This window comes from Clostridium sp. AF34-10BH (assembly GCF_003478095.1).
GTDB classification, from domain to species: domain Bacteria; phylum Bacillota; class Clostridia; order Lachnospirales; family Lachnospiraceae; genus Acetatifactor; species Acetatifactor acetigignens.
This window is the reverse complement of record NZ_QUEC01000019.1, coordinates 351-25,542: the sequence shown is the minus strand read 5'-3', so window position 1 is coordinate 25,542 and position 25,192 is coordinate 351. Positions and strand designations below refer to the sequence as shown.

Annotated in this window: 24 protein-coding genes; 2 read left to right on the top strand and 22 right to left on the bottom strand. The window is 46.1% G+C overall.

The genetic code is table 11. The features are described 5' to 3' along the window. Positions 1–2: 2 nt before the first annotated feature. From DWZ61_RS12630 to DWZ61_RS12565, 14 genes are all read right to left on the bottom strand, one after another. Positions 3–1,358, bottom strand: coding sequence for a sn-glycerol-1-phosphate dehydrogenase (locus tag DWZ61_RS12630; protein ID WP_118538962.1), 1,356 nt, complete (start codon positions 1,356–1,358; stop codon positions 3–5). A gap of 26 nt (positions 1,359–1,384) precedes the next feature. After that, entirely contained in the window at positions 1,385–2,851 is a 1,467-nt protein-coding gene (locus DWZ61_RS12625) for a leucine-rich repeat protein (protein WP_118538901.1), read from the bottom strand. Position 2,852: 1 nt separating this feature from the next. Then, positions 2,853–3,767, bottom strand: a complete 915-nt coding sequence (locus tag DWZ61_RS12620; RefSeq protein ID WP_118538899.1) for a sugar phosphate isomerase/epimerase — start codon at positions 3,765–3,767, stop codon at positions 2,853–2,855. A 55-nt stretch (positions 3,768–3,822) separates the two neighbouring features. Then, complete coding sequence (locus DWZ61_RS12615; protein WP_118538897.1) at positions 3,823–5,679, bottom strand: FAD-dependent oxidoreductase; 1,857 nt, start codon at positions 5,677–5,679, stop codon at positions 3,823–3,825. Next, positions 5,676–6,287: a hypothetical protein gene (locus DWZ61_RS12610; RefSeq protein ID WP_118538895.1), complete on the bottom strand. Its 612-nt coding sequence runs from the start codon at positions 6,285–6,287 to the stop codon at positions 5,676–5,678. The genes DWZ61_RS12615 and DWZ61_RS12610 overlap by 4 nt, the downstream gene beginning before the upstream one ends. Positions 6,288–6,290: 3 nt before the next feature. Then, positions 6,291–7,160 carry a carbohydrate ABC transporter permease gene (locus DWZ61_RS12605; protein ID WP_243026412.1) on the bottom strand — a complete coding sequence of 290 codons (870 nt, stop codon included), beginning with the start codon at positions 7,158–7,160 and terminating at the stop codon, positions 6,291–6,293. Between the two features lie 12 nt (positions 7,161–7,172). Then, positions 7,173–8,105, bottom strand: coding sequence for a sugar ABC transporter permease (locus DWZ61_RS12600; protein ID WP_243026411.1), 933 nt, complete (start codon positions 8,103–8,105; stop codon positions 7,173–7,175). Positions 8,106–8,217: 112 nt separating this feature from the next. Next, complete coding sequence (locus DWZ61_RS12595) at positions 8,218–9,678, bottom strand: extracellular solute-binding protein (RefSeq protein WP_118538893.1); 1,461 nt, start codon at positions 9,676–9,678, stop codon at positions 8,218–8,220. Positions 9,679–9,925: 247 nt separating this feature from the next. After that, on the bottom strand, positions 9,926–10,642 hold the full coding sequence (locus DWZ61_RS12590) for a GntR family transcriptional regulator (RefSeq protein WP_118538891.1): 717 nt from the start codon (positions 10,640–10,642) through the stop codon (positions 9,926–9,928). 95 nt (positions 10,643–10,737) lie between these two features. Continuing rightward, a complete protein-coding gene (locus DWZ61_RS12585; protein WP_118538889.1) occupies positions 10,738–11,343 on the bottom strand; it encodes a histidine phosphatase family protein in 606 nt (201 codons plus the stop codon). Continuing rightward, a complete protein-coding gene (locus DWZ61_RS12580) occupies positions 11,340–12,959 on the bottom strand; it encodes a ribulokinase (RefSeq protein ID WP_118538887.1) in 1,620 nt (539 codons plus the stop codon). The genes DWZ61_RS12585 and DWZ61_RS12580 overlap by 4 nt, the downstream gene beginning before the upstream one ends. Before the next feature lie 20 nt (positions 12,960–12,979). Next, entirely contained in the window at positions 12,980–14,059 is a 1,080-nt protein-coding gene (locus tag DWZ61_RS12575; RefSeq protein ID WP_243026410.1) for a galactitol-1-phosphate 5-dehydrogenase, read from the bottom strand. Positions 14,060–14,079: 20 nt separating this feature from the next. Continuing rightward, entirely contained in the window at positions 14,080–14,892 is an 813-nt protein-coding gene (locus DWZ61_RS12570) for an alpha/beta hydrolase (protein ID WP_118538885.1), read from the bottom strand. A gap of 4 nt (positions 14,893–14,896) precedes the next feature. Continuing rightward, a complete protein-coding gene (locus DWZ61_RS12565) occupies positions 14,897–15,586 on the bottom strand; it encodes a ribulose-phosphate 3-epimerase (RefSeq protein WP_243026409.1) in 690 nt (229 codons plus the stop codon). Between the two features lie 247 nt (positions 15,587–15,833). Between DWZ61_RS12565 and DWZ61_RS12560 the strand changes: the two genes are divergently transcribed. Continuing rightward, positions 15,834–16,532 (top strand): DeoR/GlpR family DNA-binding transcription regulator, encoded by a 699-nt coding sequence (locus tag DWZ61_RS12560; protein ID WP_118538883.1) that lies wholly within the window; start codon positions 15,834–15,836, stop codon positions 16,530–16,532. Between the two features lie 9 nt (positions 16,533–16,541). Here DWZ61_RS12560 and DWZ61_RS12555 read toward each other — a convergent pair whose 3' ends face one another. The 5 genes from DWZ61_RS12555 to DWZ61_RS12535 form a co-directional block, all read right to left on the bottom strand. Then, a complete protein-coding gene (locus DWZ61_RS12555) occupies positions 16,542–17,036 on the bottom strand; it encodes a tRNA (cytidine(34)-2'-O)-methyltransferase (protein WP_182427076.1) in 495 nt (164 codons plus the stop codon). Between the two features lie 249 nt (positions 17,037–17,285). After that, positions 17,286–18,464, bottom strand: a complete 1,179-nt coding sequence (locus tag DWZ61_RS12550) for an aminotransferase class I/II-fold pyridoxal phosphate-dependent enzyme (protein ID WP_118538879.1) — start codon at positions 18,462–18,464, stop codon at positions 17,286–17,288. Then, positions 18,461–18,943, bottom strand: coding sequence for an Lrp/AsnC family transcriptional regulator (locus DWZ61_RS12545; RefSeq protein WP_118538877.1), 483 nt, complete (start codon positions 18,941–18,943; stop codon positions 18,461–18,463). The genes DWZ61_RS12550 and DWZ61_RS12545 overlap by 4 nt, the downstream gene beginning before the upstream one ends. 64 nt (positions 18,944–19,007) lie before the next feature. After that, positions 19,008–20,039 carry an AIR synthase-related protein gene (locus DWZ61_RS12540; RefSeq protein ID WP_118538875.1) on the bottom strand — a complete coding sequence of 344 codons (1,032 nt, stop codon included), beginning with the start codon at positions 20,037–20,039 and terminating at the stop codon, positions 19,008–19,010. A 10-nt stretch (positions 20,040–20,049) separates the two neighbouring features. Then, complete coding sequence (locus tag DWZ61_RS12535) at positions 20,050–21,525, bottom strand: VanW family protein (protein WP_118538873.1); 1,476 nt, start codon at positions 21,523–21,525, stop codon at positions 20,050–20,052. 218 nt (positions 21,526–21,743) lie between these two features. Between DWZ61_RS12535 and DWZ61_RS12530 the strand changes: the two genes are divergently transcribed. Beyond that, on the top strand, positions 21,744–22,376 hold the full coding sequence (locus DWZ61_RS12530; protein ID WP_117465177.1) for a hypothetical protein: 633 nt from the start codon (positions 21,744–21,746) through the stop codon (positions 22,374–22,376). Here the strand turns inward: DWZ61_RS12530 and DWZ61_RS12525 are convergent. The 3 genes from DWZ61_RS12525 to DWZ61_RS20235 all read right to left on the bottom strand — a co-directional run. Next, on the bottom strand, positions 22,318–23,076 hold the full coding sequence (locus DWZ61_RS12525) for a 3'-5' exonuclease (protein ID WP_243026408.1): 759 nt from the start codon (positions 23,074–23,076) through the stop codon (positions 22,318–22,320). The genes DWZ61_RS12530 and DWZ61_RS12525 overlap by 59 nt on opposite strands. A 70-nt stretch (positions 23,077–23,146) precedes the next feature. Next, on the bottom strand, positions 23,147–24,946 hold the full coding sequence (locus DWZ61_RS12520; RefSeq protein WP_118538871.1) for a B12-binding domain-containing radical SAM protein: 1,800 nt from the start codon (positions 24,944–24,946) through the stop codon (positions 23,147–23,149). Between the two features lie 12 nt (positions 24,947–24,958). Continuing rightward, the coding region (locus DWZ61_RS20235; protein ID WP_243026407.1) for a transposase at positions 24,959–25,192 on the bottom strand (234 nt) is incomplete at its 5' end.

Sequence of the window (25,192 nt, the reverse complement as noted above, 5' to 3'; positions counted from 1 at the left end):
GGTCATCCTCTTTTCTCCAGTTCTTCCAACCAGGCTCTTATCTGTTTACTGTAAGTCTCTTCCAAACCTAAATCCCACAAAAGCTGTAGCAGGGTATAACGGTTCCGCACCTCTTTACCAACCTCGATTCCCTCCTGTACCATCTCTATGGGGAGACCGATCTGGCAGGGACAATAGGGCGCATCCAAAGATTGCAGTAATGCAATCAACTGCTCTGTCGCCGGAAGCTGTTCTTCAATGGTGTGCCGGATATCCTCCCACCGTTTTTCAATAATCTGCAGCCTCTGATTTCGCTGCTCTATATTATTTTTTCCGTATTCCTGTTCCAGTCTCAGGATTCCTTCGGCGGCATCCAGGTAGCTTGTTTTTATCTTCTGTTCCCAGTCGGATACTTTCCGCTCCTTTTTCTGTGCTGCGGCAAAATCCACCGTTTCCTGTGCCAGCATATGATACATCTGTGTGACAATGATCATTCCGACACCTACCTTGGTGCCATGCAGGACCGGTTTTCTGCCTTCCATGAGAAAACGCATCTCCCAAAAATGGGACAAATGATGCTCACAGCCGGATGCCGGTCTGGAATTTCCCACATAATACATGGCAATTCCCGTAACCACCAAAGCTTCCATCAGACTCCGAATTGCCTCCGGATCTCTCTTTTTAATCTGTGCACCTTGTTCCACTACCGTTTCCACCGCACCGCGCACCATGTCCGCCACATAATCGCAGTAGTATTCTCCATTGATCATCTGAGAAAGTTTCCAGTCCAGCAGACAGGTATATTTTCCAAGCACATCCCCCAGTCCGGCGGTGATCAGTTCCATGGGAGCCTCCGCCATAATCTTGGTGTCACCAATGACTGCCACCGGGCCGTGGGCATCTTTGGTCACCTTTACATGGTTAAGCATCAGAGCTGCACCCACGGATACAAAACCGTCCATACTGGTGGCGGTAGCTACGATCATATAATCCAGTTTCAACCGAAAACTGACATATTTACACATATCATTGATGGTTCCCGTACCCACCGCCAGCAGGATTTCCGTCTCCAGGGGACAGGCGGTCAGAATTTCTCCTAAATGACTCTCATCGGGAACCGGCTCCTGCTCCGAAAATACCAGTGCTTCACAGGCAATCTGCGCTTCCACTAACTCCTGTTCCAAAGCTTCTCCTGCTGTCTTCCAGGTATTCTGATCCGCCACCAGGAATACCCTATGATAACCCAATTCCTCCAAAATACCTGGAACTTTCTGCAGAGCATCCTGTTCAATCACGACACGTTTTAACGGGGTCTCGTGAACACGACCACAGCTACATTTTCTTGCTTTTCCCAGATACTGCGCTACTCCTTCTCTCATCCCAACACACTTTCCGGCATTTGCCATTACAATAGTCCGAGACCTTTCCTGTCAAACCGGGACATAACCTCCACATGTTTTTCCGCATCCAGGCGGATACAAAGCAAATCATTCAGGCAAGTGCTGTAATATCGGATATGTTTTTCTGCCATCTTCCAGGCAAAAGGAGTACTTCCCATATCATCGGCACAGGCATATATCACAGACGGTGATATGGCATCCACCCACTCCATACTGTTGGAAGTATGGGCTCCATGATGATTCGCTTTCATCACATCCGCCTTTAGCGCTTCTCCATAGCGGGCAATCAGTTCCAGTTCCTTATCACGATACAAATCCCCGCTGGTTAAAAATGTTGACTTCCCATAAGTAAATTTCATCAGAAGGGATAAATTGTTCAGATCCTCCTCAGCGCCGGTACAGCTTTCCACAAGGGCTTCTTCCGGATTGTAGACTGCAATGTCCACTCCACCTATGCTCATGTGAAAGCCTTCCTTTACATCCGTAACAGTTCTGGCTCCTTTCGCCCGGATATAGTCAAAAAATGCCTTTTCCCGCTGACTGTTTACAAATGCGGAACGATAATAACAGCTAATATAACCACCGTCCTGGCTGTATATATATTCCGCAACCTGCTGCAACCCTCCCGCATGGTCATCATGGCTGTGGGATAATACCACTCCGTCCAGGGAAGTCAGATGCAGATCTCTTAACAGAGATACCACGTGCTTTCCACACTCCACAAAACCTGCATCGATAAGCATAGTCTGCCCGTCAGGGAAAACAAGCAAGGTACTGTCACCGCTTTTCGCCCGAATCCCCGGCTCCCACAGTTTGGGTACCAAAATGTAGAATTTCCCGTCTCCTCCCTGATCCAGTACCTCTCTGACCTTCAAAATAATCTGTTCATACCGATCCGGTGATTTGGATCTGACTTCCGGTGTTTCTGTCCCCGGCGTTCCCAGGCAATGCCGTTTGGCCTGCACCAGATATTGATTATCGGATGCAGACCGGCTGATCATGATCTGCTCCCACTGTTCCTCACTTCCCTGATAGAAAACTTCCTCCAGAGATTCGCATTTTCCGAACGCCCGCATATCCACGTCTATAAGAGTAGACGGCAGATAAACTTTTTTTAATGCACTGCAGAACTGAAATGCCTTGGATGCCAGCACCCTGACACCTTCCGGAATGACAATTTCCCTCAGTCCTGTACAACCCTTAAAGCTGAATACACCCACGATCTCCACAGAGCCCGGCAGGGTAACCTCCTGCAGATTGCTGCAACCGGCAAAGGCATAATCTCCCACTGTGGTAATTCCATCCCGGATCACCACGACTTTTATTTCCTGCATGAGAGAATTCCAGGGCACCTGTTCCGGTTCTGTATAATCCTCCATGGCTCCCACACCTTGGATGGTAAGGATCCCGTTTTCTTCCTCATAGTTCCAAACTGCCTGTTGTCCGCAAAGTCGCATTTTGCCTGTTTCCATTTTATTTTTCTTTCATTCCTTTTTCGATTTCACTGACCATCTGTCTCGCTACCAGTACAGAGAACTCCACGCCCTGCTGATGAATCTCCGGGCTCATTCCACCTGTGAAATTGTGAATTTCGTAGGTGAAATCTCCCTGGTAATTCACATCTGCCAGGCTCTTCAGCAGAGGTGTCCACTCTACATATCCCAGATAAGGCAGCAAATGATCATCCTTCTCACCACGGTTGTCGTTGATATGTAATGCCTTTAAACGGCTGCCTATCTGTTGGATCGCTGCTGGCTGGTTGACCTGTGCCAGATTTGCATGTCCGGTATCCCAGCAGATACCGAATATGTCATCCGCATTTAACTTATCCAGAAGCTCCAACAGGTCTTCAGCATTACATCCAAAACGTCTGCCATATCCAATACCCAGATGGTCTACCATGTTCTCGATGGCAATTCCGGTTCCATATTTCGCCGCAAGTTCGCCGAAGCGCTTAAAACGCTCCGTCTCACTTGCCAGAGATTTTTTCCTGGAATATCCCGCTTCATCATTGACGGAATCCGGATGAATGACTAGCCAGGGCACCTGACACATACCTGCTGCCTCAATATCTCTCTTGATCCTGCCGATATTGTCTTCCCAGTCCAGCGCTGTAAATTTCATGCTTTCTGCCACACTATAATAATGCGCATGTGCCTGGGTCACAGGAAGATTATGCTTATCACAATTTTCCTTCTGCCGCTTTACCCAGTCTCTCCAGTCAGGAGCATCCATGGGAAGTCCCTTTCTTCCGTATGCTACAAAGCATAAATCAATGGCGTCAAAACCTGCCTTTGCAATAGATTCAATTGCCTGCTCGCAGGAATAATACATTTTCTGTGTCCAAAAAACACTGCCACAAGTTCCTGTTGATGTCGATATTCTCATAATAATACCCCTGCCTTTCTATGACCTGCCGACTTTGCATCACAGGTAAAAAATATTATTTTGCATACACACGGATTTCATGAATGACAGCCTGTTCCGCTCCATTGGTGGATTCCGGGATCACACGAATCTCGTCTGCCGGGACATCACCGATTCCCACACTGCACAGGCGCTGGTAATTATCCTTTACAAATGCTTCTCCCGTCTTTTTGCCTTCCCGGTACAGTTCGATTTTTACATCTTTTACCAACTCCTCAGGTACACCGTTTCGCTGCTGTGCCTGACGTAAAGGTGCCATAGTCACGCGGATTGGATATGCAAAGTTGGATTCAAAAGTCAGTCGGATTTCCCGGATTTCTTTCGTCTCGTCCCATTTCATGATAAGACACTCTCCGGGCTTCGTAACCCATCCATTCTGTTCCTCTCCAAGCTTTCTGGAGATGCCGTTCGCCACCTTCTCCGGCTCGCCTCCCTGCTCCCAGGAAGAAGCGGTGATTTTTGCCTTAAGTGCCAGATCTTTTTCATCCTCATTCTTAAAGCCCGGCAGAAAACCATCCTCTTTCAGGATGAGCTGCTGTAATTCCTTTACATGAGGTGCCAGCTCCCTCGGATCGCAGGCATATTTATTACACAGAGCAGCAGCAATCCCCACTGCCTCACCTCCAATGGCGCAGCATCCGATGATTCTGGTGCTTGCCAGTCCCAGTCTGGTGGTACTGATATCTCTTCCCGCCATGTACAGGTTCTTAATATTTTTCGAATAGTAAGAGCGATAAGGGATCGTGTATACGCCGTCATAAAAATTACAGTCAGAAGGAAGCAGGTTGAAATCCAATAGTCCGTGCGGCGCATGAAGATCCACACACCATCCGCCGTAACAGACTGCATCTTCGAAAATTTTATGCTCCAGAATATCCGTTTCTGACAGCAGATAATCTCCCACCAGACGACGGCTTTCTCTCACACCGGGCAGTGCTCCCACCCATTCCAGCGCATAATTTTCTGCATGGTGTTCGTGGATTCCTTCCTTATTGTTTTTAATATGATCCCAGATACCGTAAGCATAGGCAATGAGGTCATCACGAATCGCCTCATACTCTGTAATAATATCCTCTCCATCGCCACAAAGCTCCAACCACCAGTAACCATAATCCACACAGGCACTGCTGGTCATGGAGGTCCGCTTATACTCCTCCGGGTTGGGCGAATCATCACAATTGATGGTATCTCTCATCTGAACGCAGTGGATACGTTTCGCTAGCTGCTCTTCCGTCAGTTTTTTAGCAAAAGATGGCGGCGTAAATTTCACCGGATGTCCCATATCCTTTGCTTTTAATAAAATGGAATTTCCCATGCGGTAGTTGTTGGGCTGCTGGGGGGCATGCAATTCTCCAAACTCAGATTGTGGTTCGCTTCCCTTTCTGTATTCAGCTCCTGCATAATATCCCAGTGTCCCGTTTCCCGTAGCATCTACGAAAACCGGTGCATATAACTGATAGCGCATCTCCGTGGTTTCCTGTACACAGTAAATGGAAACAATTCTATCATCCTTCGTTTCACAGTCATACATGACTGTGTTAAAAAAGACTTCCAGATTCTTTTCTTCCTTTGCTTTTTCAAACAGCACCATATCCCACACGGAATAGCTGAACTGTTCGTTGTTTTTCTTATTTTCCAACATCAGCTCATAGAGCAGGCCACCCTCTGCATAATCCGGCTGTTTTAATGACTGGTCCGCACCGGAAATATGGATACGGATTTCGCTGGAAGCATTCCCTCCCAGTACGGGACGTGCCTGAATGAGTGCCGTATGTACGCCCTGTCTCGCTGCGGCAATGGCAGCACATAAGCCTGCCATTCCGCCACCTACGACGATCACGTCATAGTGTTTTTTCTCAAATCGAAGATTCATTCGTCATATCCTCCATATATGGTAAAATGATCTTTTCCCTGATATGCTAGGTCATCAAAATTCTCCATGTAATAATTTGGTAAAAATTCATCGTTAAATTGTAAATCATCTGACACGGTGTTCATGGCGTAGATGTATACAATCGTGTGTTCCTTTTCATTCAACAACGCGTACTCATAGCAGAAATCATATCCGGCAATGGTGACATAAGCAGGATACCCGAAAGATGTCGTGTCATATTCCACAGACCTGTTCTCTCCGGTACGATCCGTATAGTTAAGAGAAGAAAGTCTCTCCTGTTCTGTCGCATAAGCATTCTCATTCAACCGGTAGGAAAGATAAATCTGGCTCATAGGTCTGTCCCATCCACTTTCATACTGGTAGTAATACTCCACTTCTTCTGCTTCTGCCGGAATTTCCTCCGGAAAAATCAGAAAATGGGTATATTTTTCCGGCACTGACCACTTCCGGTAGTCTGCCGTATCCTGTGACCGCTCTCTGGTATCGCCCTTTGCCAGATTGCTCAGAGCAAGCGCTAGGACAATGAGGAATACTGAAAATAAAATACTGATGACTGCTACAATATAGCCCTTTGTTTTTCGTTTCATGCCTTAACCCTTTACCGCACCTACGGTAAGACCTTTAATAAAGAATTTTTGTCCGCACAGGAACACAATGAATACAGGAACCGTCGCCAGACAGCAGGCTGCCATCATCAGTCCGTACTGCGTTGCTTCCATGCTTACGAAGTTATCCAGCACCAGGGGCAGGGTATAAAGCACCGATTTATTGATAAAGATCAGGGGATCCATGTAACTGTTCCAGGAACTTACAAACTGTGTGGTACATACCGCTGCAATGGTGGGAATTATAATGGGTACCATTATCTGATAGAAAATACGAAATTCCCCGGCACCATCAATTTTAGCAGCTTCCCGCAACTCCTCAGATGTTCCTAAGAATGCCTGACGCATCATAAAAGTAGCGCTTACTGCCACGACTTTGGGTAAAATCAGCGCCCAGTGCGTATTCACCAGACCAACCGCTGAGAAAATTACAAACCTCGGAATCAATGTTAACTGAGAGGGAATCATCATCTGGGACAAATACAATAAAAACAGCACATTAGAGCCTCGGAATTTCAGTTTTGCGAAGGCGTAACCTGCCAGGCAGCTGCTGACTCCCGCCACCGCTGCAGAGATGGCAGCTACCTTGATAGAATTCCAGTAACCCTGTAAAAAATGATAATTTGTCTTTCCCGCAAACCCAAGTACTCGTAAATAGTTCTGGGGATACCAATAGGTGGGGAATAATCCAACTCCCTGTTTCATAACATCGGCTTCTTTTTTGAGAGATGCTCCAATCATCCAGATAAAAGGAGAAAGCATCAGCAGGCAGAGTCCGATAATCAAAATCACCATAAGAAATCGGAAAAATCTCTTTTTCGGAGTGTTACTTCCTACAACTTTTGTATTTGCCATTTTCCCGCCTCCTTAATCTTGTTTATTATTATGAACATATTGAATAATGGTAATAATCAGTAAGATCAGGAAAAGGACAACTGCCACTGCAGAACCATACCCTGTCTTGTGATAGTCAAACGCCAGTTTATAAATATAATATACCAGCACGTAGGTGGAATCCTTCGGTCCGCCTCCGGTCATGACATTGATATAACCGAATACCTGGAAGCTGCTGATAATACTTGTAATAGTGATAAAAAAAGTAGTATTTGCCAGAAGTGGAATCGTCAGTTTCCGGAACTTCTGGAATCCGTTTGCTCCATCCAGAGATGCACATTCGTACAGATCGGAAGGCAGTGACTGCATGGCTGCCCCATACAAAAATACGGAATATCCAATCTTCGCCCAGATAACAACCAGCATGATCGCCGGCAGTGCCCAGGTATAACTTACCAGGAACCTTGGCGGATCGCTCCAGCCTAGTGCCCGCATCAGATTTGTAAAAGGACCATAGGTGGAATACATCGTTTTCCAAATGGTAGATGTTGCTACGATGTTACAGATATGCGGCATATAAAGGGCAATTCGCACCACACCTGCGGTTCTGTCAGCGCAGAAATTATCAATCAGCGCTGCAATAACCAGTGCCAGAATAATGGTCAACGGCACCGTGACAATGGTAAAGATTACAGTATTCCAAAGGGATTTCTGGAACCAGCTGTCTTTCCACAGATTAATAAAGTTTTGAAATCCTACGAAATTCCAGTTGCCAAGTCCATCTGTATACACCCAGTCTGTCAGAGAAATATACAGGGAAATCAGCATGGGAATCAGACTTAAAAGTACCAGACCCAGGAGACTTGGCAGAAGAAACAGCATTGCCATTCCCTCTTCTCTTCTCTGTCTTCTCTGCTTTCCTGCTCCTGGCGGAAGTTCTCTATTGATTGCTTTTGTTTTCCACATAGCAGATACCTCTTTCTACTTAAAATATTGTTTACACCGGTTATCAAAACAGGGATGCCGCAGTGTTACCAGCAGCATCCCTGTAATATAGCCGGCATACATCTGCTATCGGTTATTCTGCCAGAAGAGCATTTCCTCTCTCTGTTGCTTTCTTTAATGCTTCTTCGGCAGTAGGTGTCACACCATACATGAAGTCTTCCCACTCCTCATGAAGGATTGTAGAAAGTTCTCCTCCCTTATCATTTACATAACTCCTCTTCACATAAGAAGAACGGTCGGTGCTGAACAGATGTTTTAGGGACTCAATGTCCACAGAATCTCCTGCTGACTGCTCAACATAATCCAGAATCGCATCCATATCGGTTCCTAACCACAGTGGATAACGGGCTGCTTTGATCAGCGGGGTCATACCGCCCTGGATATACCATCGTGTGAACTCACATGCAGCCTCCTTATAAGGGGTGCTTGCGGAAATACATATAAAGTCGCCAGAGTAGTTTGCCTGATCCTGTGTATAGAATTCTGCGTAATCCTCACTGGGAACAGGGAAAGGAATTAATGCAGTGGTAAAATCATGAGGATACGTCTCGGTATCCATTGCCAGTCTCAGCTGGGAGAAAATACCAAACATAGCGCATTTTCCTTCCAGGAAAGTGGACTGCACTGTCAGGGCATCCGCGATATCGTCTTCCATAGTCGGTGCGCATCCTTCATCGCAAATATCCTTAATGAGGTTGAATCCATCTACATATACCTGGTTATCCCAGTTCAAGGTCTTCATCGTATCATCCGCAAAAGTATCATTTGCTCCCAGAACAGAATTGATATAGTCAAGCTGTGCAGCTTTGGTAAAATTAAAGCCCCAGCAGATACCGTATACTTTATCCTGACCTTCACCGTGAGTCAGTTTTTTCACTACATCTCTGAATTCCGCATAAGTCCATCCGTCATAAGGAAGAGCAATTCCCGCCTCATCAAACATGTCTTTATTAACCATCAGATAGGCATTGTTATCAAATTTGGTAGGAAGACCCCAGACTTCGCCGTTATCAAACACATAATTTGCCTTGGTGTTCTCACCTAACTCCTTACCAATATCAAATCCGATGGAATCCAGATAATCACTGTAATCATATAACAGGCCACCATCTGCTCGGGTTGCCAGGGAGTTTTTGCTTCCGTAACCGATAAATACATCAACGCCACCGTCTTCACCTGCCATCAGATAGGTCTCCAGCTGAAGGTTTCCGTCTGAATTGTTGACATAACGGTTATATTCCACCTGTACACCCTTATCTGCATATTCCTTATTAAAGTTCTCAACGACTTCATCGTATCCGTATTCCGGCTGGATACCTCCCCAGAACTGTAAAGTAACTGTCTTGCCATCCTCGGTTCCGTACCACTCTTTTTCTTCGGAAGCGGTTTCCGTAGTTGCCGCTGCAGCCGTGCTGTTATTTTCACTCTGTGACTGCGTGGTATCTGTCGTGTCTGTGCTTGCGCCACATCCGGCAAGGGTTCCCATGACCATTGCTGATGTCATCACTAGTGCCATGATTCTCTTCATCTTCATAACTTATCCTCCAATATCAATTTTTCGTTTATTCACATGTGATTACAAGTTGAGCTCTTATGTATGCTATTATTATATATTTTTCCTATATACATGTCAATACATGTTGTTTATATTGTTCATTTTTTTACATTTGTCATTACATGTTGTAATAATATAGTTATATGGAAAAAAATGAGCAAAAATCAGGTAAAAAAATACCACACCTTTTCAGGCATGGTATTCTTCATTTCTTTTTGTTCGGTAATTACACGTTGATCTTTAATACGAACTTATTACGTTTCGAGGGATAATAACTGAGTGTGTACTCCATTACATGTTTTCGATCTGCTTCTTGGCACACCGCGCTGATCAGGATCCCCAGGCTTTTTTCTTCTACTCCCAGAATCCTGGCAATTTTCCCCTCTAAGAGAACCGCATCAATATTCTTTTCCAGATGATGGCGTTCCACATGATTCCGTGTCAATGCTCCCGTCAGGGATTCTTCCTCAAAATTGCATTTCAACAGAAATGAAAACTTCTTCGGAAAATAAGAGATATTATACACAATCGGTCCTTCATGAAAGGAATCTTTCACATAACGAAGTCTCACAATCTTGATGACCTCATCCCCACACGGTACCTTCAGTTTGGAAGCCACTTCTTCATCTGCCGCAATCATCCGCTGTTCTAATACTTCCGTCTGCACAGAGATACCCTTTGTTGCCATTTCCTTGCTGAAGCTCTCCAAAAATACCGTGGTATCCTCCACAATCTTTGGTTTCGACACAAATGTACCCTTACCCTTGACCGTCACCAGATATCCCTGATTGGCAAGATAGGCAATTGCTGCCCTCACCGTAGGTCTGCTTACCTGAAACTGCTCACAAAACTCCTTTTCGGACGGAATCAACTGTCCCTTCTTCCATTCTTCCGTCTTGATCTTTTCCATGATAAATTCTGCAATCTTATGATATAATGCCACTTCTCCACCTCCTTACACTGTCAACTTGTTTTAACTTATTAGTATTAGTATACCGACATGTAAAGAAGATGTCAACATATGCCACATGGTGATTTTTACGCAATTTCTTCTGTTTTTTTCGATAAAGTCAGTTGCCTGTCTTTACATTCCAGGATCTCGGTAGAACAATTCTCCAGCGGCAGTTTCCAAAAATCATGAACAGAATATCCCACAATCGGATTCAAAATGGTCCGAATCAATCCACCGTGAGCCACCACCAGAATTGTTTCGTAATGATCCTCCAACGGAAACAGCACTTCTCTCACAAACGCTTCCCCTCTTCGGTACAATTTCTCCAGAGATTCCATATCTCCATCCGGATGATAATTTTCCGGACAGTGAAAATACTGCCATACCGGATTCTTCTCCTGCGTCATTACTTCTTTATACGTTTTTCCTTCCCATTTTCCCAAATAGATTTCTTTCAGACGTTCATCATAGGACAAAGGAACGGAATGATATTTTAACAAAATTTCCGCAGTATGATGGGCGCGGGTCAGAGGAGAACAAACTGCATATTCAAAGGGGACATTTTTCAATATCTCCGCCAGTTTTTCTGCCTGCCGGATGCCCTGCTCATTGATATCCACATCCTGCTGTCCCTGTATTTTCTTCTGATAATTCCAGTCCGTCTGCCCATGTCTTACCAGATAAATTTTCATGAATTCACCTCGAGATTTAGCCCTTCTGCCGAGACTCCTCTGAGCATATTTCTTAGATGTTTATTTTTTCTGTATAGTTCTTCATAAGCTGCCCGATGTATCTCATCCGGCTTATAGACCGTAAAATCATGAATGCCCATATGATCATAAGTTTCCTGAATATTTGTGTAAATTCCGGCTGCCATTGCTGCGAACATTGCCGCTCCTAGCGCCGGGCCTTCTGCTGTCTTCGCCACCAGGACATCCCGACGCAACAGATTGGCATATTCCTGCATCAGAAGAGGATTTTTCTCTGTAATACCACCCGTTGCCAATACTCTTCTGATTTCTACACCCTGTCCGGAGAGACTTTCCAAAATAGTTCCGGTTCCGCAGGCAATCGCCTGTAATAACGCCAGATAGATATCCTGTGTTTTGGTATCCATTTCGAGACCGGACATGCTTCCACGCAGTGTCAGATCACAAGGGGCATTTCTGCTGCCGCTCCACCAGTCAACCGCTATTACTTTATTCTCCCAGGGTTTTTGGATTCGTTCAGCAAGAACCTGATGAGGAGAAATCTTCCGTTCTTCTGCCTCACGGTGTATCTGCCAACCCGCCATATGCTCCACAAACCACCCCAGCATATTGCCGGTACTGCTCTGACCGGTGTCAATGCCACAGCTTCCGGTTACCATCCCATCCTGTGCAACGCCACATACATCCTTTAACTCCTGCAATTTTCGATCCTGCACCGTACACACATTGGATGTTCCTACAATCAATGCAGCATCTCCCGGTTCGAAGGCGCCCATTGTAGCCAGGGAAGTATGCCCATCCAACATACCCGTTGCTACCGGAATCTGCTCCGGCAGTCCCCATCTTTTAGTTAATTCCGATCGAAGCATTCCTGCGCATTCTCCCGGCTTACGAACATCACCTCGGAGAAAATGACAGTATTCTTCATAAAATCCTGCGCGAAGTCCATTCAGAAAAGTTCGCTCGGGAAAGCTTAGATCCTCTGCCCATAAACATTTATAACTCAGAGATCCAATACTTCTTACCAACTGCCCCGTAAGCCGAAAGGTGAGAAATTCACACAAATCCATTGCAAGATCTATTTTGGAATAAATCTCCGGTGCCTCATCCCGCACCTCCAGCAGTTTCGGAAGCATCCATTCACAGGAAATACTTCCTCCGGTTCTCCCTAAAAAAGGTTCCTGCAGATTGCTTGCCAGATTCAGTGCCTCGTCTGCTTTCTCCTGCGCCCGGTGATACTTCCACAGTTTCACTCTGGCATGGGCTGCTTCCGACCATCCATCCAGCTCCGACAGTGCCCGGCCATCCTCTGCCAGCAATACCATTGTCAGAGAAGTGGCATCGATACAGATCCCCGCTACCGTTTTCCGATATTCTTCCGGTATTACGTTACGCAGTAACTCATATAAAGTCATTTCATAATCCGTTGCACAGGGAAGATTTTCCGCACAGTCAATTGCTGGTACCGGTGTACTGTTATAGTGATATTCTTTCCGACAGGAATATATAATTTCGCCGTTCTCTGCATTTACCAGCACTGCCCTGGCAGACTGGGTTCCAAAATCCACGCCAATCACTGTCTTTGAAACTGTTCTCATACATGATCTCCTATTGGGCTTTATTCCTTTGGCATACAGGTACACATGGTTTTTACTTCATGATGTTTGCCGTTATGGATCTCATCAATTACACCCGGAAGTTCATCCAGGGAATATCTTCCCGTAATAAGATCCTTTACCTGGAATTTTCCTTCATCCAGCATTTGTACGGTATACATCCATTCATTCACGGGGAACGGCGCACGACTGGAATTCCATACTCCGTGGATGGCCAGTTCCTTACGCAGCATCTGGCTGTGAATTGCCAGTGGAAGGGTAGCATCTCCGGAGGGATTGCCTAACAGAGAAATGGTTCCTTTTGCTCTGATGCATTCCACACAACTGCTCAATACCACGCCTGCTCCGGTTCCCTCAATGGCTGCATCTGCCAGTTTTCCATGATTTCTGTTGCGAATTTCTTCCGATACATTGGTTGTCCGGGAATTGATGGCATCCAGTCCTTTTTCTATGGCAAATTCTACTTTATCCTGTGCAATATCCACCAATAAAGGTGTCGCTCCAAATAACTTCACCCAGCGGGCAGCCATAATGCCGATTGGTCCTGCTCCAAAGATGACCACATATTGACCTGCCTGTACATCTGCTCTTCGTACTGCATGCTGTGCAACGCAAGCCGGTTCTGTCATAGCCAGTTCTTCCATGGATGCATTCTTTGCTACGATCAGCTGCCATTTGGACGGGAGCAGACAATATTCTGCAAATCCACCGTCTCTTCTGGATCCCAGATAATCATAATGCTCACACATAGCATAGTTTCCCGTCACGCAGGGATCACATTTCCGACAGGGGATCAACGGATAAATTGCAGCTTTGGTTCCAATCAGTGCTTCATTCTCTTTAGATCCCGCTGCGACAACCTCTCCTGCGAACTCATGACCTATGGTCAACGGATAAATTCCGCTGCTGGTACCATGCTCATAGGTTCTCGGATAATCGGAACCGCATACACCGCAGGCGCCCACTTTGATTAAAAGTTCTTCTCCCTTCGGCACAGGTACTTCCATTTCATCGCATCTGAGATCTCCGATGGCATGTAATCTGACAGCTTTCATTTTCTTAATATTTTTTGTCTCACTCATGGTTCTTCTCCTTTTAGCTTTTATAAGTTATGCATCCATGCAATTGCCATTGTTATCCAGCATTCACACTCTCTTTGTATCCGCTCTCCCTGAGGATTATCCGTCAACTCATTTGCCAGAGAAAGTCCATGACATCCCCTTTCAAAAAGATGGAATTCTACCGGTATATGATGTCTGCGAAGCTCTGTGGCAAATAGCAGCGAATTCTCCACCGGCACCACCGTGTCCTCATAGGTATGCCAAATAAAAGCACGTGGGACATATTCATTTACCTGTTTTTCCAAAGATGTCTTTTCCAACATTTCTTCTGTATATTGATCTCTCAACAAATTATTAAAAGAACCACGATGTGCAAATTCACCGGAAGTAATTACCGGATAAGAAAGAATCATTCCGTTGGGTTTTAAAATGTCCTTTGATACCTGTAGTTTGTTACTTACAAAATCCTCATGCCAGAATACACCATAACTTGCCGCCAGATGTCCACCCGCAGAGCATCCTTCTACAACAATCTTATCCGGATCTACATACCATTCCTCCGCATGTTTCCGAACCAGTTCTACACTTTTGGCAAGTTCCAGCAGTGCGGTAGGAAAAGTAGCCGGTTTCACAGAATACCACAAGACAGCTGCATGAAATCCTGCTGCCACAAATTGCAATGCAAGCATTTCTCCCTCCCGTTCCGAAGTAAACCAATAGCCTCCTCCCGGACACAAAATAATCAACGGGCGTGTCTCCGTTTTAATAGAATCAGAATGACTGATTAAGTAAGTATTCAGTCTTGCATATTCCTGTGAATTTTCATTCTTAATATCAAATGTTTCACAAATCATATCTTTATTCCTCCATACTTTTTTTAAATTTTGCTATATTTTCCTCGATAGATCCATTTTTCCCAAAAATACTGGAAGTGCCGCATACAAAAGCTCTTGCACCCGCGTGGTACATTTTAGGTGCATTTTCAAAACTTACATTTCCATCCACTTCTATAAACACGTCTTCGTGTCCGGTTTTATCCAACAGTTCTCTCAGACGGGTTATTTTCCCCAGCGTCTGCGGAACCAACTTCTGACCGGCGAAACCGGGATTAACCGTCATCAGCAATACGCCGGATACATCATCCAGCACATCCTCCAACATGCAGAGCGGAGTAGCTGGATTCAGCGCAACCATGGGATGTGCCCCATAATCCGCGATCTTTGCCAGTGTTCTCTGCAAATGTCTTGTGCTTTCTGCGTGAACAGACACATATTCACCAGGCTGAATATCAAACCAATCCAGTTTTTCTTCGGGTTTTTCGACCATCATATGAATATCCAGGGGAATATCCGTTACCTCTCTTAAATGTTTAATACTCTCTGTTCCGAGCATCAGATTCGGAACAAATTTTCCATCCATTACATCAGCATGTATCATCGCAATTCCATTTTCCTTTAATTGTCGGAAAATATTTTTCGTATCGTGCCATTCCGATATACACATGATAGACGGTGCAATCATTATTTTTTCTTCCATTTTATCCTGCATTTCTCTGTTCCTTTTCCTTTCGTTTTTCAAAATGAACAAATTCACTCATAAATATGTATTGAATTTTCCGTTGGTATACCATATAGTATTACTAAGATACAGATCCTTTATATAGCTTATTTTCCGAAGTTCTGTATCTTTACTCTTAGTATATCTTTCTCCTCTGTGAATGCAACCGATGGCGGCCACCTTGCATAACAGAGCATAGTTCATACATATTCAATCATTTTCAATCAGGAGTAAACATATGTTAGAAGTAGAACGTTTCGAAAAAATAATGGAATATTTAAGAGAAAAAAAGACTGCACCGGTAAATGTTCTTGCGAAGCGCCTGTTTGTGAGCGAAGCAACCATGCGCAGAGATCTCTCAGAACTGGAGCGAAAGGGACTTGTAAAACGTCTCCATGGTGGAGCCATTCTTTTGGATGGTGCCAATCAGGAACTGCCCTTATATCTACGAGAGCGTCAGAATACGGATGCCAAAAGAATCATCAGCGAAAAAGCCTCCCACCATATCGTGGAAGGCCAGACAATTTTTCTCGATGCTTCTTCGACTGCACAATATCTGATTAAATATTTTGAAAATTATCAGAATCTGACCATTATTACAAATGGTCTGAAAACAGCCCAGGAATTGAATTCCCTGAGCCATAGAATTTACTGTACGGGAGGACTGCTTCTTCATAATTCCTCGGCGTATGTAGGAGACTTTGCCGCTGATTTTGTGCGGAATTTTAATGCTGATATTATGTTTTTCTCAAGCCGTGGAGTATCGGAAAGCGGTCAGATCACCGATGCATCCCGGGAAGAGACTTACATTCGTCAGGTCATGCTGCAACAAAGCCGCAAACATATTTTTCTATGTGATCATAATAAAATCGGTCAGGTCTATTGTTACAACTTATGTAATGTATCACAGCTGGACGATTATATTACCGACCTGTAACTATCAGTGTTATTCTTTCCAGTGCAGTCTGTGCAGTTCTCCATCCCTCTGCATGCTCTCGAATCCCTGCTGTCTCAGTGCCTCGTAGAGCACGATGGCTACGGAATTGGACAGATTCAGGGAACGGATCTCGGGAAGCATAGGGATACGGATGCAGGTCTCTTCATGCTCTACCAGGATCTCTTCCGGGATTCCGGCGCTCTCCTTGCCAAACATGATATAGTCGTCCGGTTCGAATTTCACATCGGTGTAGGTCTGGTGTGCTTTCGTGGTTGCCATCCAGATCTTCGCTCCGGGATGCATTTCCCGGAACTCCTGAAAATTAATATACCTGGTGACATCCAGATGCTGCCAGTAGTCCATACCGGCTCTCTTGATCTCTTTTTCATTTAAACGGAAGCCTAACGGTTCGATCAGATGCAGGCTGGTGCCGGTAGCCACACAGGTTCTTCCGATATTTCCGGTGTTTGCCGGAATCTCCGGCTGGTGTAATATAATATGCATAATTTTTCCTTTACAACATAGTAACTATCCAGAACCACTTCTCTGCCTGTGATTCCGAATAGTTACTGAAAATGCTTGTAACTATTCAGAACCCCATTCGCAAAACCGCTACTTCGTAGCTTTCCTGAATAACATGCTTGCATGTTATTTGCTCATGGTGGTTACTTCGCCATATAAAACTGCTTATCTGCCTGAATGCAAGCATTCGCAGAACGCAGTTTTGCATGGCTCTGAATAGTTACAAATGCTTTATTTATTATTTTGTTCTGCTCTTAATTTTTCTACGAAATGTCCCAGTCTGCCGATGGCAATCTTCAGCTTCTCCAGGGAGTACGCATAGGAGATTCTAAGATACCCCTCGCCACTGTCACCGAATGCGGTCCCGGGTACAGCAGCTACTTTTTCCTCCTCCAGGAAACGGGTGGCAAATTCTTCACTGGTCATGCCGAATTCCTTGATGCAGGGGAATACATAGAATGCGCCGTAAGGCTCAAAGCATTCCAGTCCCATTTCACGAAACGCATTCATCAGAAAGCGTCTTCTCTGATTATAGGCCGTGCGCATTTCCTCGATGTCGGGATCTCCGTTTTTCAGTGCTTCCACTGCCGCATACTGGCTGGTGGTAGGTGCACACATAATGGCAAACTGATGGATCTTCGTCATCTGCTGGATGATAGCAGCCGGTCCGCAGCAATAGCCCAGTCTCCAACCGGTCATGGCATAAGCCTTGGAGAAACCGTTAATGTAAATGGTACGCTCCTTCATGCCGGGCAGGCTGACGATGGACACATGCTTCTCTTTATAAGTAAGCTCAGAATAGATCTCGTCAGACATAACAAAAATGTCATGTTCTTCGATAACTTTCGCAATGGCTTCCAGATCAGACTTCTCCATGATGGCACCGGTAGGGTTGTTCGGGAAAGGAAGGATCAACACTTTTGTCTTGTCCGTGATCGCTGCTTCCAGTTCCTCTGCAGTCAGGCGGAATTCATTCTCCGCCTTCAGATCAATGATCACCGGCGTTGCTCCTGCCAGGACCGCACAGGGCTCATAGGATACATAACTGGGCTGGGGGATCAGCACTTCGTCTCCCGGATTACACATGGCACGCAGTCCGATGTCGATAGCCTCGGAACCACCGACCGTTACCAGCACTTCGTGCTGCCAGTCATAGGTTACACCCTGTTTTCTCTGGATCGTGTTGCAGATCTCCTGACGCAGATCCTTCAGACCGGCATTGGAGGTATAAAAGGTTCTTCCCTTTTCCAGGGAATAGATGCCCTCATCCCGGATGTGCCAGGGAGTGTCGAAGTCCGGTTCTCCCACACCGAGAGAGATTGCATCCTGCATCTCACTTACAATATCAAAAAATTTGCGGATACCCGATGGTTTGATATCCACTACTTTATCAGCTAATGGATTTCTCATGGGGTGATCATCTCTCTTTCATCTTCTTTTTTTACAGCAAATGCGGTTCCGTGATCCTTGTATTTCTTCAGGATAAAATGCGTTGCTGTACTCAGCACGGAATCCAGTGTGGACAGCTTGTCAGATACAAAATTAGATACCTCCCGCAGAGTCTTACCCTCCAGAATGACCATCAGATCATACGCTCCGGACATCAGATACACACTGCGTACTTCAGGATATTTGTAGATACGCTCTGCAATACTGTCAAAGCCCTGGCCTCTCTGGGGAGTTACACGTACCTCGATCAGAGCGCTTACTTTTTCAATGTCTGTCTTCTCCCAGTTGATCAGGGTATGATAACCGCAGATAACGCCTTCTGCTTCCAGTGCTGCAATCTCATTTACCACATCGATCTCTTCCACACCCAGGATCACTGCCAGTTCCTTCAGATCGATCCTGCTGTTCTTCTCTATGATCGCTAATAATTCTTCTCTCATGCCTCTATCTCCTTTATAACTTTTATATTGCATTTTCCCTTACATAAGGGGTGGATTCAGAATTTTACACGCTTTTATAAATCTCATCTCTCTGAGGACGATCCATATAACGAACTTCGTCCTCATTCAGGATCAGTCGTTCATTACTGTCTGTAAATCTTCCTACGATCACTGCCGGAATTCCCTCTGCCGCCAGTGCTTCCACCACTGCGGTTCCCTCCGGACTTGCAATGATCAGGCTGCCGCCGGATCTGAGTTCATACGGATTTACATTACAGAATTCACATACCTCCACTGTCTCCTGTCTGAGAGGAAGCTTCTTCATATCTATTGTCAGTCCAACACCTGCACCCTCTGCCATCTCCCACAGGCCGGCGAAAATGCCGCCCTCGGAAGCATCATGCATGGTACAACCGCCGGACTTCACGGCGGTAGCGGCCTCCGGCAAAATAGAATAATACCGATCAAACGCCGCAGCTTCTTCCACCAGATACGCCGGGTATCTCGTCAGGAGTTCTTCCTGGTTCCGGGCCGCCAGATCCGCGGTGCCTTCCAGGCCGATCCATTTCGTAATGATAATATCCTGTCCCGCCAGCTTCTTCCGCACATCCATCTGCACCGCACCGGTCTTGCGGATGCCATATCCGGTCACCGTGGCCAGGGGCTGCCGTACCGCGGAACTTACTCTGGTCTGTCCGCCGATAATCTGTATGTTTAACTCTGCGGCAATACCTTCCGCTTCGGACATCAGTGCTTTCAATTCCGGTTCTTCCACGCTCTCCGGCAGGAAGATCACCAATTCCGCTGCCACGGGCTCTGCACCGGCAGTTGCCAGATTGTTGGCACATTTCTGGAAAAAGCGACGCATAGGCATCACGGATGGATCTTCTCTTTCCGCTTCCGCCAGATCGTTCTCACAGCAAAGCTCCACTACGCCCTCCTGAACACAGGTCACCAGCTGCCCCTCCGAAAAAGGCTCAAAAATAGCGCAGTCTGCCCCCAGACCTGCGCTATTTGCTATTTCCGATCTTTTATTCTTCAGTTGTCTGAGAACGGAACGTTTCAAGACGTTCACGGGTACCTTGCCGCTGTTCATTGTCTCACCTTTAGTCGTCTACGATTTCTGTCTGCCCAGCAGCCGCTGCTGCTCTTGCATTTAACGCTGCTGCCACATTTTTCACATGGTCAATATTCGCTGTACTGATAGCTGCCATGATCTCTTCATACGCCTGGGGATCCGAGGTAGCGGTTCCCACAGTGGCACTGCGGGGCACCATCTTATAAGTACTGCTGTTGACCTGTTCTCTGCTGACCTCTACACCGTTTTCCATCGTGATCTTCCACAGTCTTGCCTTATAGCCGATATGCGCACTCTCTGTTACGATATAACCGATGGGTTGACCGGCATCCGCATAAATCTGATCCGCAGGGGGTGTGATCGTCTCCAGCACTTCACTTTCATAACGTACCGAATGTCCGGCAGCTCTGGTCTCCTTGCCATAGATGTTAAACGTGATCTGCTTGTCATGCGTATAGCCTTCTATGTAGATCGGTGCATCTGTATTATTTACAAACTTAAAATCTTTGCCGGAGCTCTCCGCGATCGCTGCATCTGCGGAAGGATCCACATAGCCTACGATCATGGAATGATTATAACGTTCCGTTACTTCCAGCTCCGCAAGTAATACTGCATTGTACAGGGTAGTGGATACCTGGCAGATACCGCCGCCCAGACTGTCTACCACTTTTCCGCTGACATAAGAACCCGCCATGTAATAGCCGTTCGCCACGGAAAAAGGAGATACCGTCTTATAAGTAGAAAATTCTTCTCCCGGATACAGAGTCGTTCCGTTGATCAGACTGCAGCCGTTCGCCACATTTGCACTTCTGGAGGATCCGGATGTCTTATAAGATGTGGTAAAGCTTCCCAATACATCCGTTACCTGTGCCAGTTCCTCAGCACTTCCCTTCGGCTCATCCACTACGATCTCCAAAGGAATGCTGCAGGCCTCATGATTCCATTCTTCTGTCAGATAGTCATATACCGCATCGATAGATTTCTCCACATCCAACACATATCCTGTCTGACCTTCCACTACGGTAAATTTACCGCCGTCCCGCTTCAGAGAGACGTTGATGGCTTCCTGATCATACTTAGTGCATCTGGTCAGCAGATCGTTGATCGCCTGTAAGTCAAAATCCAGTTCAATGGGATATACGTAATTTTCATGCTGCAGATCCATCAGGATCTTGTAACGCTCAATGACATTTCCATGTGTCCCCAGTTCCAATGCTTCCTGCACCAGCTCAGGATTTTTCCAGGTCACACCCAGATCTCCGGCTGTGGTGGTCACATCATGATCATTTGCCGCAAGCAGTGTGATCTCCACATCCTTCAGACTTTCGATATGTTCTTCGATAACCGCTGTTGCTTCCTGTGCCGTCATTCCGGATAGTTCCACATCCCCGGCATAAATTCCTGTCTTAATAGTATCATCTGTCTTGGCCTGCGCTGTCATTCCGAACAGCATTGTCAAAGTCAATAACAGAATGCCGTAAAACCCCTTACGATATTTACTCATAATACTCCTCTGCCCTTCCTTCGGGCACGTCTACTGTTCCATCCGCAGTTGAATTAGTAGAAAATAGATGTTATAGTAGGTACGATCATAGCAATCACAAGCAGCACGATGATAGCTGCGGAGATTCGCTGTTTTACTTTTTTATTATTCATATTAAACATGGTAAAAACCTCCATAAATGCTTCAAAAATCACTTTTACTCTGAAAGGATATTATATATGAGTTTAAAGATTTTGGCAAGTTTAATCATACTGATTGCCGTAGTGGCACATGCTACCAAACGCCAACAGCGCATCGCGGAAAACCGGGAAAAAGAGTTCTGGGCCAGAGAGCGGAAAGCCAACTCCGTCCGCAAAAAGCCTCTGGATGATCTAGACTATGTAAAAATCCACCTGGATAAGCTTCCCGTGGATGCCCTTCCAGACAACGAAAGAGCCGAAGAATACCGTAGTCTCCTTACTTCTCTGTCTACACAGCCGATCGTAAATCTCACAGGCTTCACCAACACCGACCTCAAGTTGGAATACGGCACTGCGAACATTACACCGCTGTCCCAGTATGATCAGAATTACACCGTACTGGTACGTACTCTGCAGCAATGGGCCGATCTGCTTCTGGAATCCGGTCTGACAGAAGATGCGGAAACGGTTCTCGCGTATGCCGTCTCCATCGGCACCGACGTCAGCCATACTTACTATGCGCTGGCTAAAATCTATGCCGGCCGGAAGGAATATGACAAAATTGCCGATCTGATCCACCGTGCGGAAGGACTGCGTTCCGCTTTGCGTAATTCTATCGTCCGTACTTTGCAAGAATCTTATCCGCAAGCCTGCTCGCCTCACTGCGGGTAAGCTTTTCCACATCGACCTCCAAAGTTATCTTATGCTGCTCTGCCAGACGATATAACCGCTCTTTTTGCGGTTTCGTCGCGGGCGTATCTCTTTTTACCTGAAAATGTAATGGCTGCGGCTCAAACAGATTATTGTTTGCTTTCTTTTCGACGGATTCTGTCGATGCCTGTCCACCGGTTTCCTCCTGATAAAACAATTCTGCCAGCTTTCGGAACAACCGGTCCGTGGCTTTCGCATCCTCCAGAGCCCGGTGTGCATGATGCGGGATCTCATAATACTGACACAGATACCACAGATTACGATGAGGCAGTTCCTGCAGATATTTCCGGGCGACCTGCAAAGTGTCCACCGCCGATCTCTCAAAAGTAATCTTCCGGTCCACTGCCGCTTTTTTCAAAAAAGAATAATCAAACAAAATGCTGTGTCCCAGCAACGGTAATTCTCCCATAAATTCCAATAATTTTGGAAAAACCTCATCCAGCTGAGGTGCATCCGCAAGGTCTTCGTCCCGGATTCCCGTAAGTTCTGTGATCCGTTCTTCCAATTTCCGCCCCGGATCCACAAACGTAGAAAATTCTTCCACAATCTGTCCCTGCTCCACACGGATCGCACCGATCTCTATGATCCGATCTCTCTTGGGATTCAGGCCCGTGGTCTCCAAATCTATACTGACATAAGTGTCATACATACTGATCTCCATTTTGCAGACGATTCCTCCGATATATTCCGACTGCATACCTCAATTTTTATGAACCGGTCTTCTCCTGTACTTATAATATCGGATACCCGATCACCTGCACCTTGGCTTCATAATTGAGCGGATTCCTCTCCTGATAATCAAACAACACGTAATGGGGTTCCGGATACCGGAACGATTCTAAGTGTGTCATTCGGCTTAGCTGTTTCCAGTCATACTGATCATAGGCAGAAAGATAATGTCTCTCCTGCTCTTCCGTCTGGTAAAAACGGCGGATATCCTGTTTTTCCTCTTCCGTGATCTCTGCCGCAAACGCAGGCCTGCTCTTCAGATTCTCCCGAAGGTACATATCATAAGTCAGAAGTTCTCTGTAAATCTCACGGTTGGCCGGATCTTTCATCGCTGCGAACTCCAATAAGATCTGATATCTGTAAGCTCTGGCCGGACTGTTGGTAAAATATCCCTGCTCCTGATAATAATCCGCCAGCGTCTCATACATGGCAAAGGGACCGGAAAATGCTTTTTCCAATACAGGCAGGGTATGAGTAAACTGGCCGCTGTTATAATATAGCTCTACCATCTCTTCGATCCGTTTCAGCCTCCGGATCTCTCCATAGCTGATCCAGTTCGTATACAACACTTCATAGGGCGGCTGTTCCAGATAGCGGATTCCGTACTCCTGTGCATGCTCATGCATATCCGAGCCCTTCAACACCTTCAGGAAGCCTAACTGTAACTGCTCCGGCTGCATTGCATACACCCTGTCAAAGGATCTGCCGAAGCTCTCATAATCTTCAAAAGGAAGACCCGCGATCAGATCCAGATGCTGATGAATATTCTGTCCTCTGTGAATGGCCGCCACAATTTTCTCCAGCTTGTTCACATCCATGACACGGTGAATAGCTCGTATTGTCTCCGGATTCGTAGACTGCACCCCGATCTCCAGCTGTGCCAGTCCCGGACGGAAGCGGTTCAGCAGGGCAATCTCCTCTTCCCGCAAAATATCGGCGGAAATCTCGAAATGGAAGTTGGTGACGCCATTGTCATGTTCATAAATATACCGCCAGATCTCCATGGCATGCTTGTGGTCACAATTGAACGTCCTGTCAATGAACTTCACCTGTTTTACGTTTTGATCCAGAAAAAACTGCAGTTCTCTTTTTACGACATCTATGTCACGTAGTCTCACTTTCTTATCTATGGAGGACAGGCAATAGCTGCATCGGTAAGGGCATCCTCTGCTGGTCTCATAATAGATGATACGATTCGTAAAAGGCTCCATATCCTCATAGAGAAAAGGAAGTGTGGTCAAATCCGTCAGTTCTCTAGGTGCCGTATAACCGGAGGCAAGACACAGGCCGGAGATCTGCCCAAAGCGTTCTGCAACGTTCTTTCCTGCAACCGTTCCCGTTCGATCTGCTGCCTGCTGTTCTATGCTGTCGGGTTCGGGTTGCTGTTCGGACTGTCCGGTGCTTTCTGCTTCCCGCACATATTGGCCCAGTACCTCCCGAAAGGTGACTTCTCCTTCTCCCACCATGATTCCGGTAACCTGAGGAAACTCTCTTAAAAGCCCCGGTCCATCATAAGTCACCTCCGGTCCTCCCAGCCAGATCTCCGTATCCGGCAGGATTTTCGGCAGTTCCGTCAGAATTTCCCGGATCAGCTTCCAGTTCCAGATATAGCAGGAAAATCCTATTACCTTTGGCTGACGCTTCCAGATTCCCTCCAAAATACTTTCCAGAGATTCATTGATGGTGAATTCCGCCAGTTCCACATAGGGCTGTAACTTTTCTCCCACACCGGCCCGCAGACTGTAAATAGCAGGATTGGAATGTATGAATTTTGCATTAATAGCTGTTAATAAGAATTTCATGGGATTATTATACTAAGAAAAAAGAATTGTGTCACCACAATTCCTCAGAATGTAGACAAAACGCTTTTGGGCTCCCCTTTTTCCCTTCCTGGCTATCATCTTTGCCAGTTTTTTCAGATTCATGCAGGCAAATGTAAGCCCGACTTTCATTTCCATCCAGGCTTTTCCTATCATCTGTGTATAGCGGAATCCATGGTTTTCTTTTGCTGTTCCGAAGAGGCGCTCTACGGTCTCTTTCCGTTGCGC

Coding starts and splice junctions, on each gene's coding strand:
- DWZ61_RS12630 (WP_118538962.1), bottom strand. CDS start 1,358: ATGAGAGAAGGAGTAGCGCAGTATCTGGGAAAAGCAAGAAAATGTAGC.
- DWZ61_RS12625 (WP_118538901.1), bottom strand. CDS start 2,851: ATGGAAACAGGCAAAATGCGACTTTGCGGACAACAGGCAGTTTGGAAC.
- DWZ61_RS12620 (WP_118538899.1), bottom strand. CDS start 3,767: ATGAGAATATCGACATCAACAGGAACTTGTGGCAGTGTTTTTTGGACA.
- DWZ61_RS12615 (WP_118538897.1), bottom strand. CDS start 5,679: ATGAATCTTCGATTTGAGAAAAAACACTATGACGTGATCGTCGTAGGT.
- DWZ61_RS12610 (WP_118538895.1), bottom strand. CDS start 6,287: ATGAAACGAAAAACAAAGGGCTATATTGTAGCAGTCATCAGTATTTTA.
- DWZ61_RS12605 (WP_243026412.1), bottom strand. CDS start 7,160: ATGGCAAATACAAAAGTTGTAGGAAGTAACACTCCGAAAAAGAGATTT.
- DWZ61_RS12600 (WP_243026411.1), bottom strand. CDS start 8,105: ATGTGGAAAACAAAAGCAATCAATAGAGAACTTCCGCCAGGAGCAGGA.
- DWZ61_RS12595 (WP_118538893.1), bottom strand. CDS start 9,678: ATGAAGATGAAGAGAATCATGGCACTAGTGATGACATCAGCAATGGTC.
- DWZ61_RS12585 (WP_118538889.1), bottom strand. CDS start 11,343: ATGAAAATTTATCTGGTAAGACATGGGCAGACGGACTGGAATTATCAG.
- DWZ61_RS12580 (WP_118538887.1), bottom strand. CDS start 12,959: ATGAGAACAGTTTCAAAGACAGTGATTGGCGTGGATTTTGGAACCCAG.
- DWZ61_RS12575 (WP_243026410.1), bottom strand. CDS start 14,059: ATGAGTGAGACAAAAAATATTAAGAAAATGAAAGCTGTCAGATTACAT.
- DWZ61_RS12570 (WP_118538885.1), bottom strand. CDS start 14,892: ATGATTTGTGAAACATTTGATATTAAGAATGAAAATTCACAGGAATAT.
- DWZ61_RS12565 (WP_243026409.1), bottom strand. CDS start 15,586: ATGCAGGATAAAATGGAAGAAAAAATAATGATTGCACCGTCTATCATG.
- DWZ61_RS12560 (WP_118538883.1), top strand. CDS start 15,834: ATGTTAGAAGTAGAACGTTTCGAAAAAATAATGGAATATTTAAGAGAA.
- DWZ61_RS12555 (WP_182427076.1), bottom strand. CDS start 17,036: ATGCATATTATATTACACCAGCCGGAGATTCCGGCAAACACCGGAAAT.
- DWZ61_RS12550 (WP_118538879.1), bottom strand. CDS start 18,464: ATGAGAAATCCATTAGCTGATAAAGTAGTGGATATCAAACCATCGGGT.
- DWZ61_RS12545 (WP_118538877.1), bottom strand. CDS start 18,943: ATGAGAGAAGAATTATTAGCGATCATAGAGAAGAACAGCAGGATCGAT.
- DWZ61_RS12540 (WP_118538875.1), bottom strand. CDS start 20,039: ATGAACAGCGGCAAGGTACCCGTGAACGTCTTGAAACGTTCCGTTCTC.
- DWZ61_RS12535 (WP_118538873.1), bottom strand. CDS start 21,525: ATGAGTAAATATCGTAAGGGGTTTTACGGCATTCTGTTATTGACTTTG.
- DWZ61_RS12530 (WP_117465177.1), top strand. CDS start 21,744: ATGAGTTTAAAGATTTTGGCAAGTTTAATCATACTGATTGCCGTAGTG.
- DWZ61_RS12525 (WP_243026408.1), bottom strand. CDS start 23,076: ATGGAGATCAGTATGTATGACACTTATGTCAGTATAGATTTGGAGACC.
- DWZ61_RS12520 (WP_118538871.1), bottom strand. CDS start 24,946: ATGAAATTCTTATTAACAGCTATTAATGCAAAATTCATACATTCCAAT.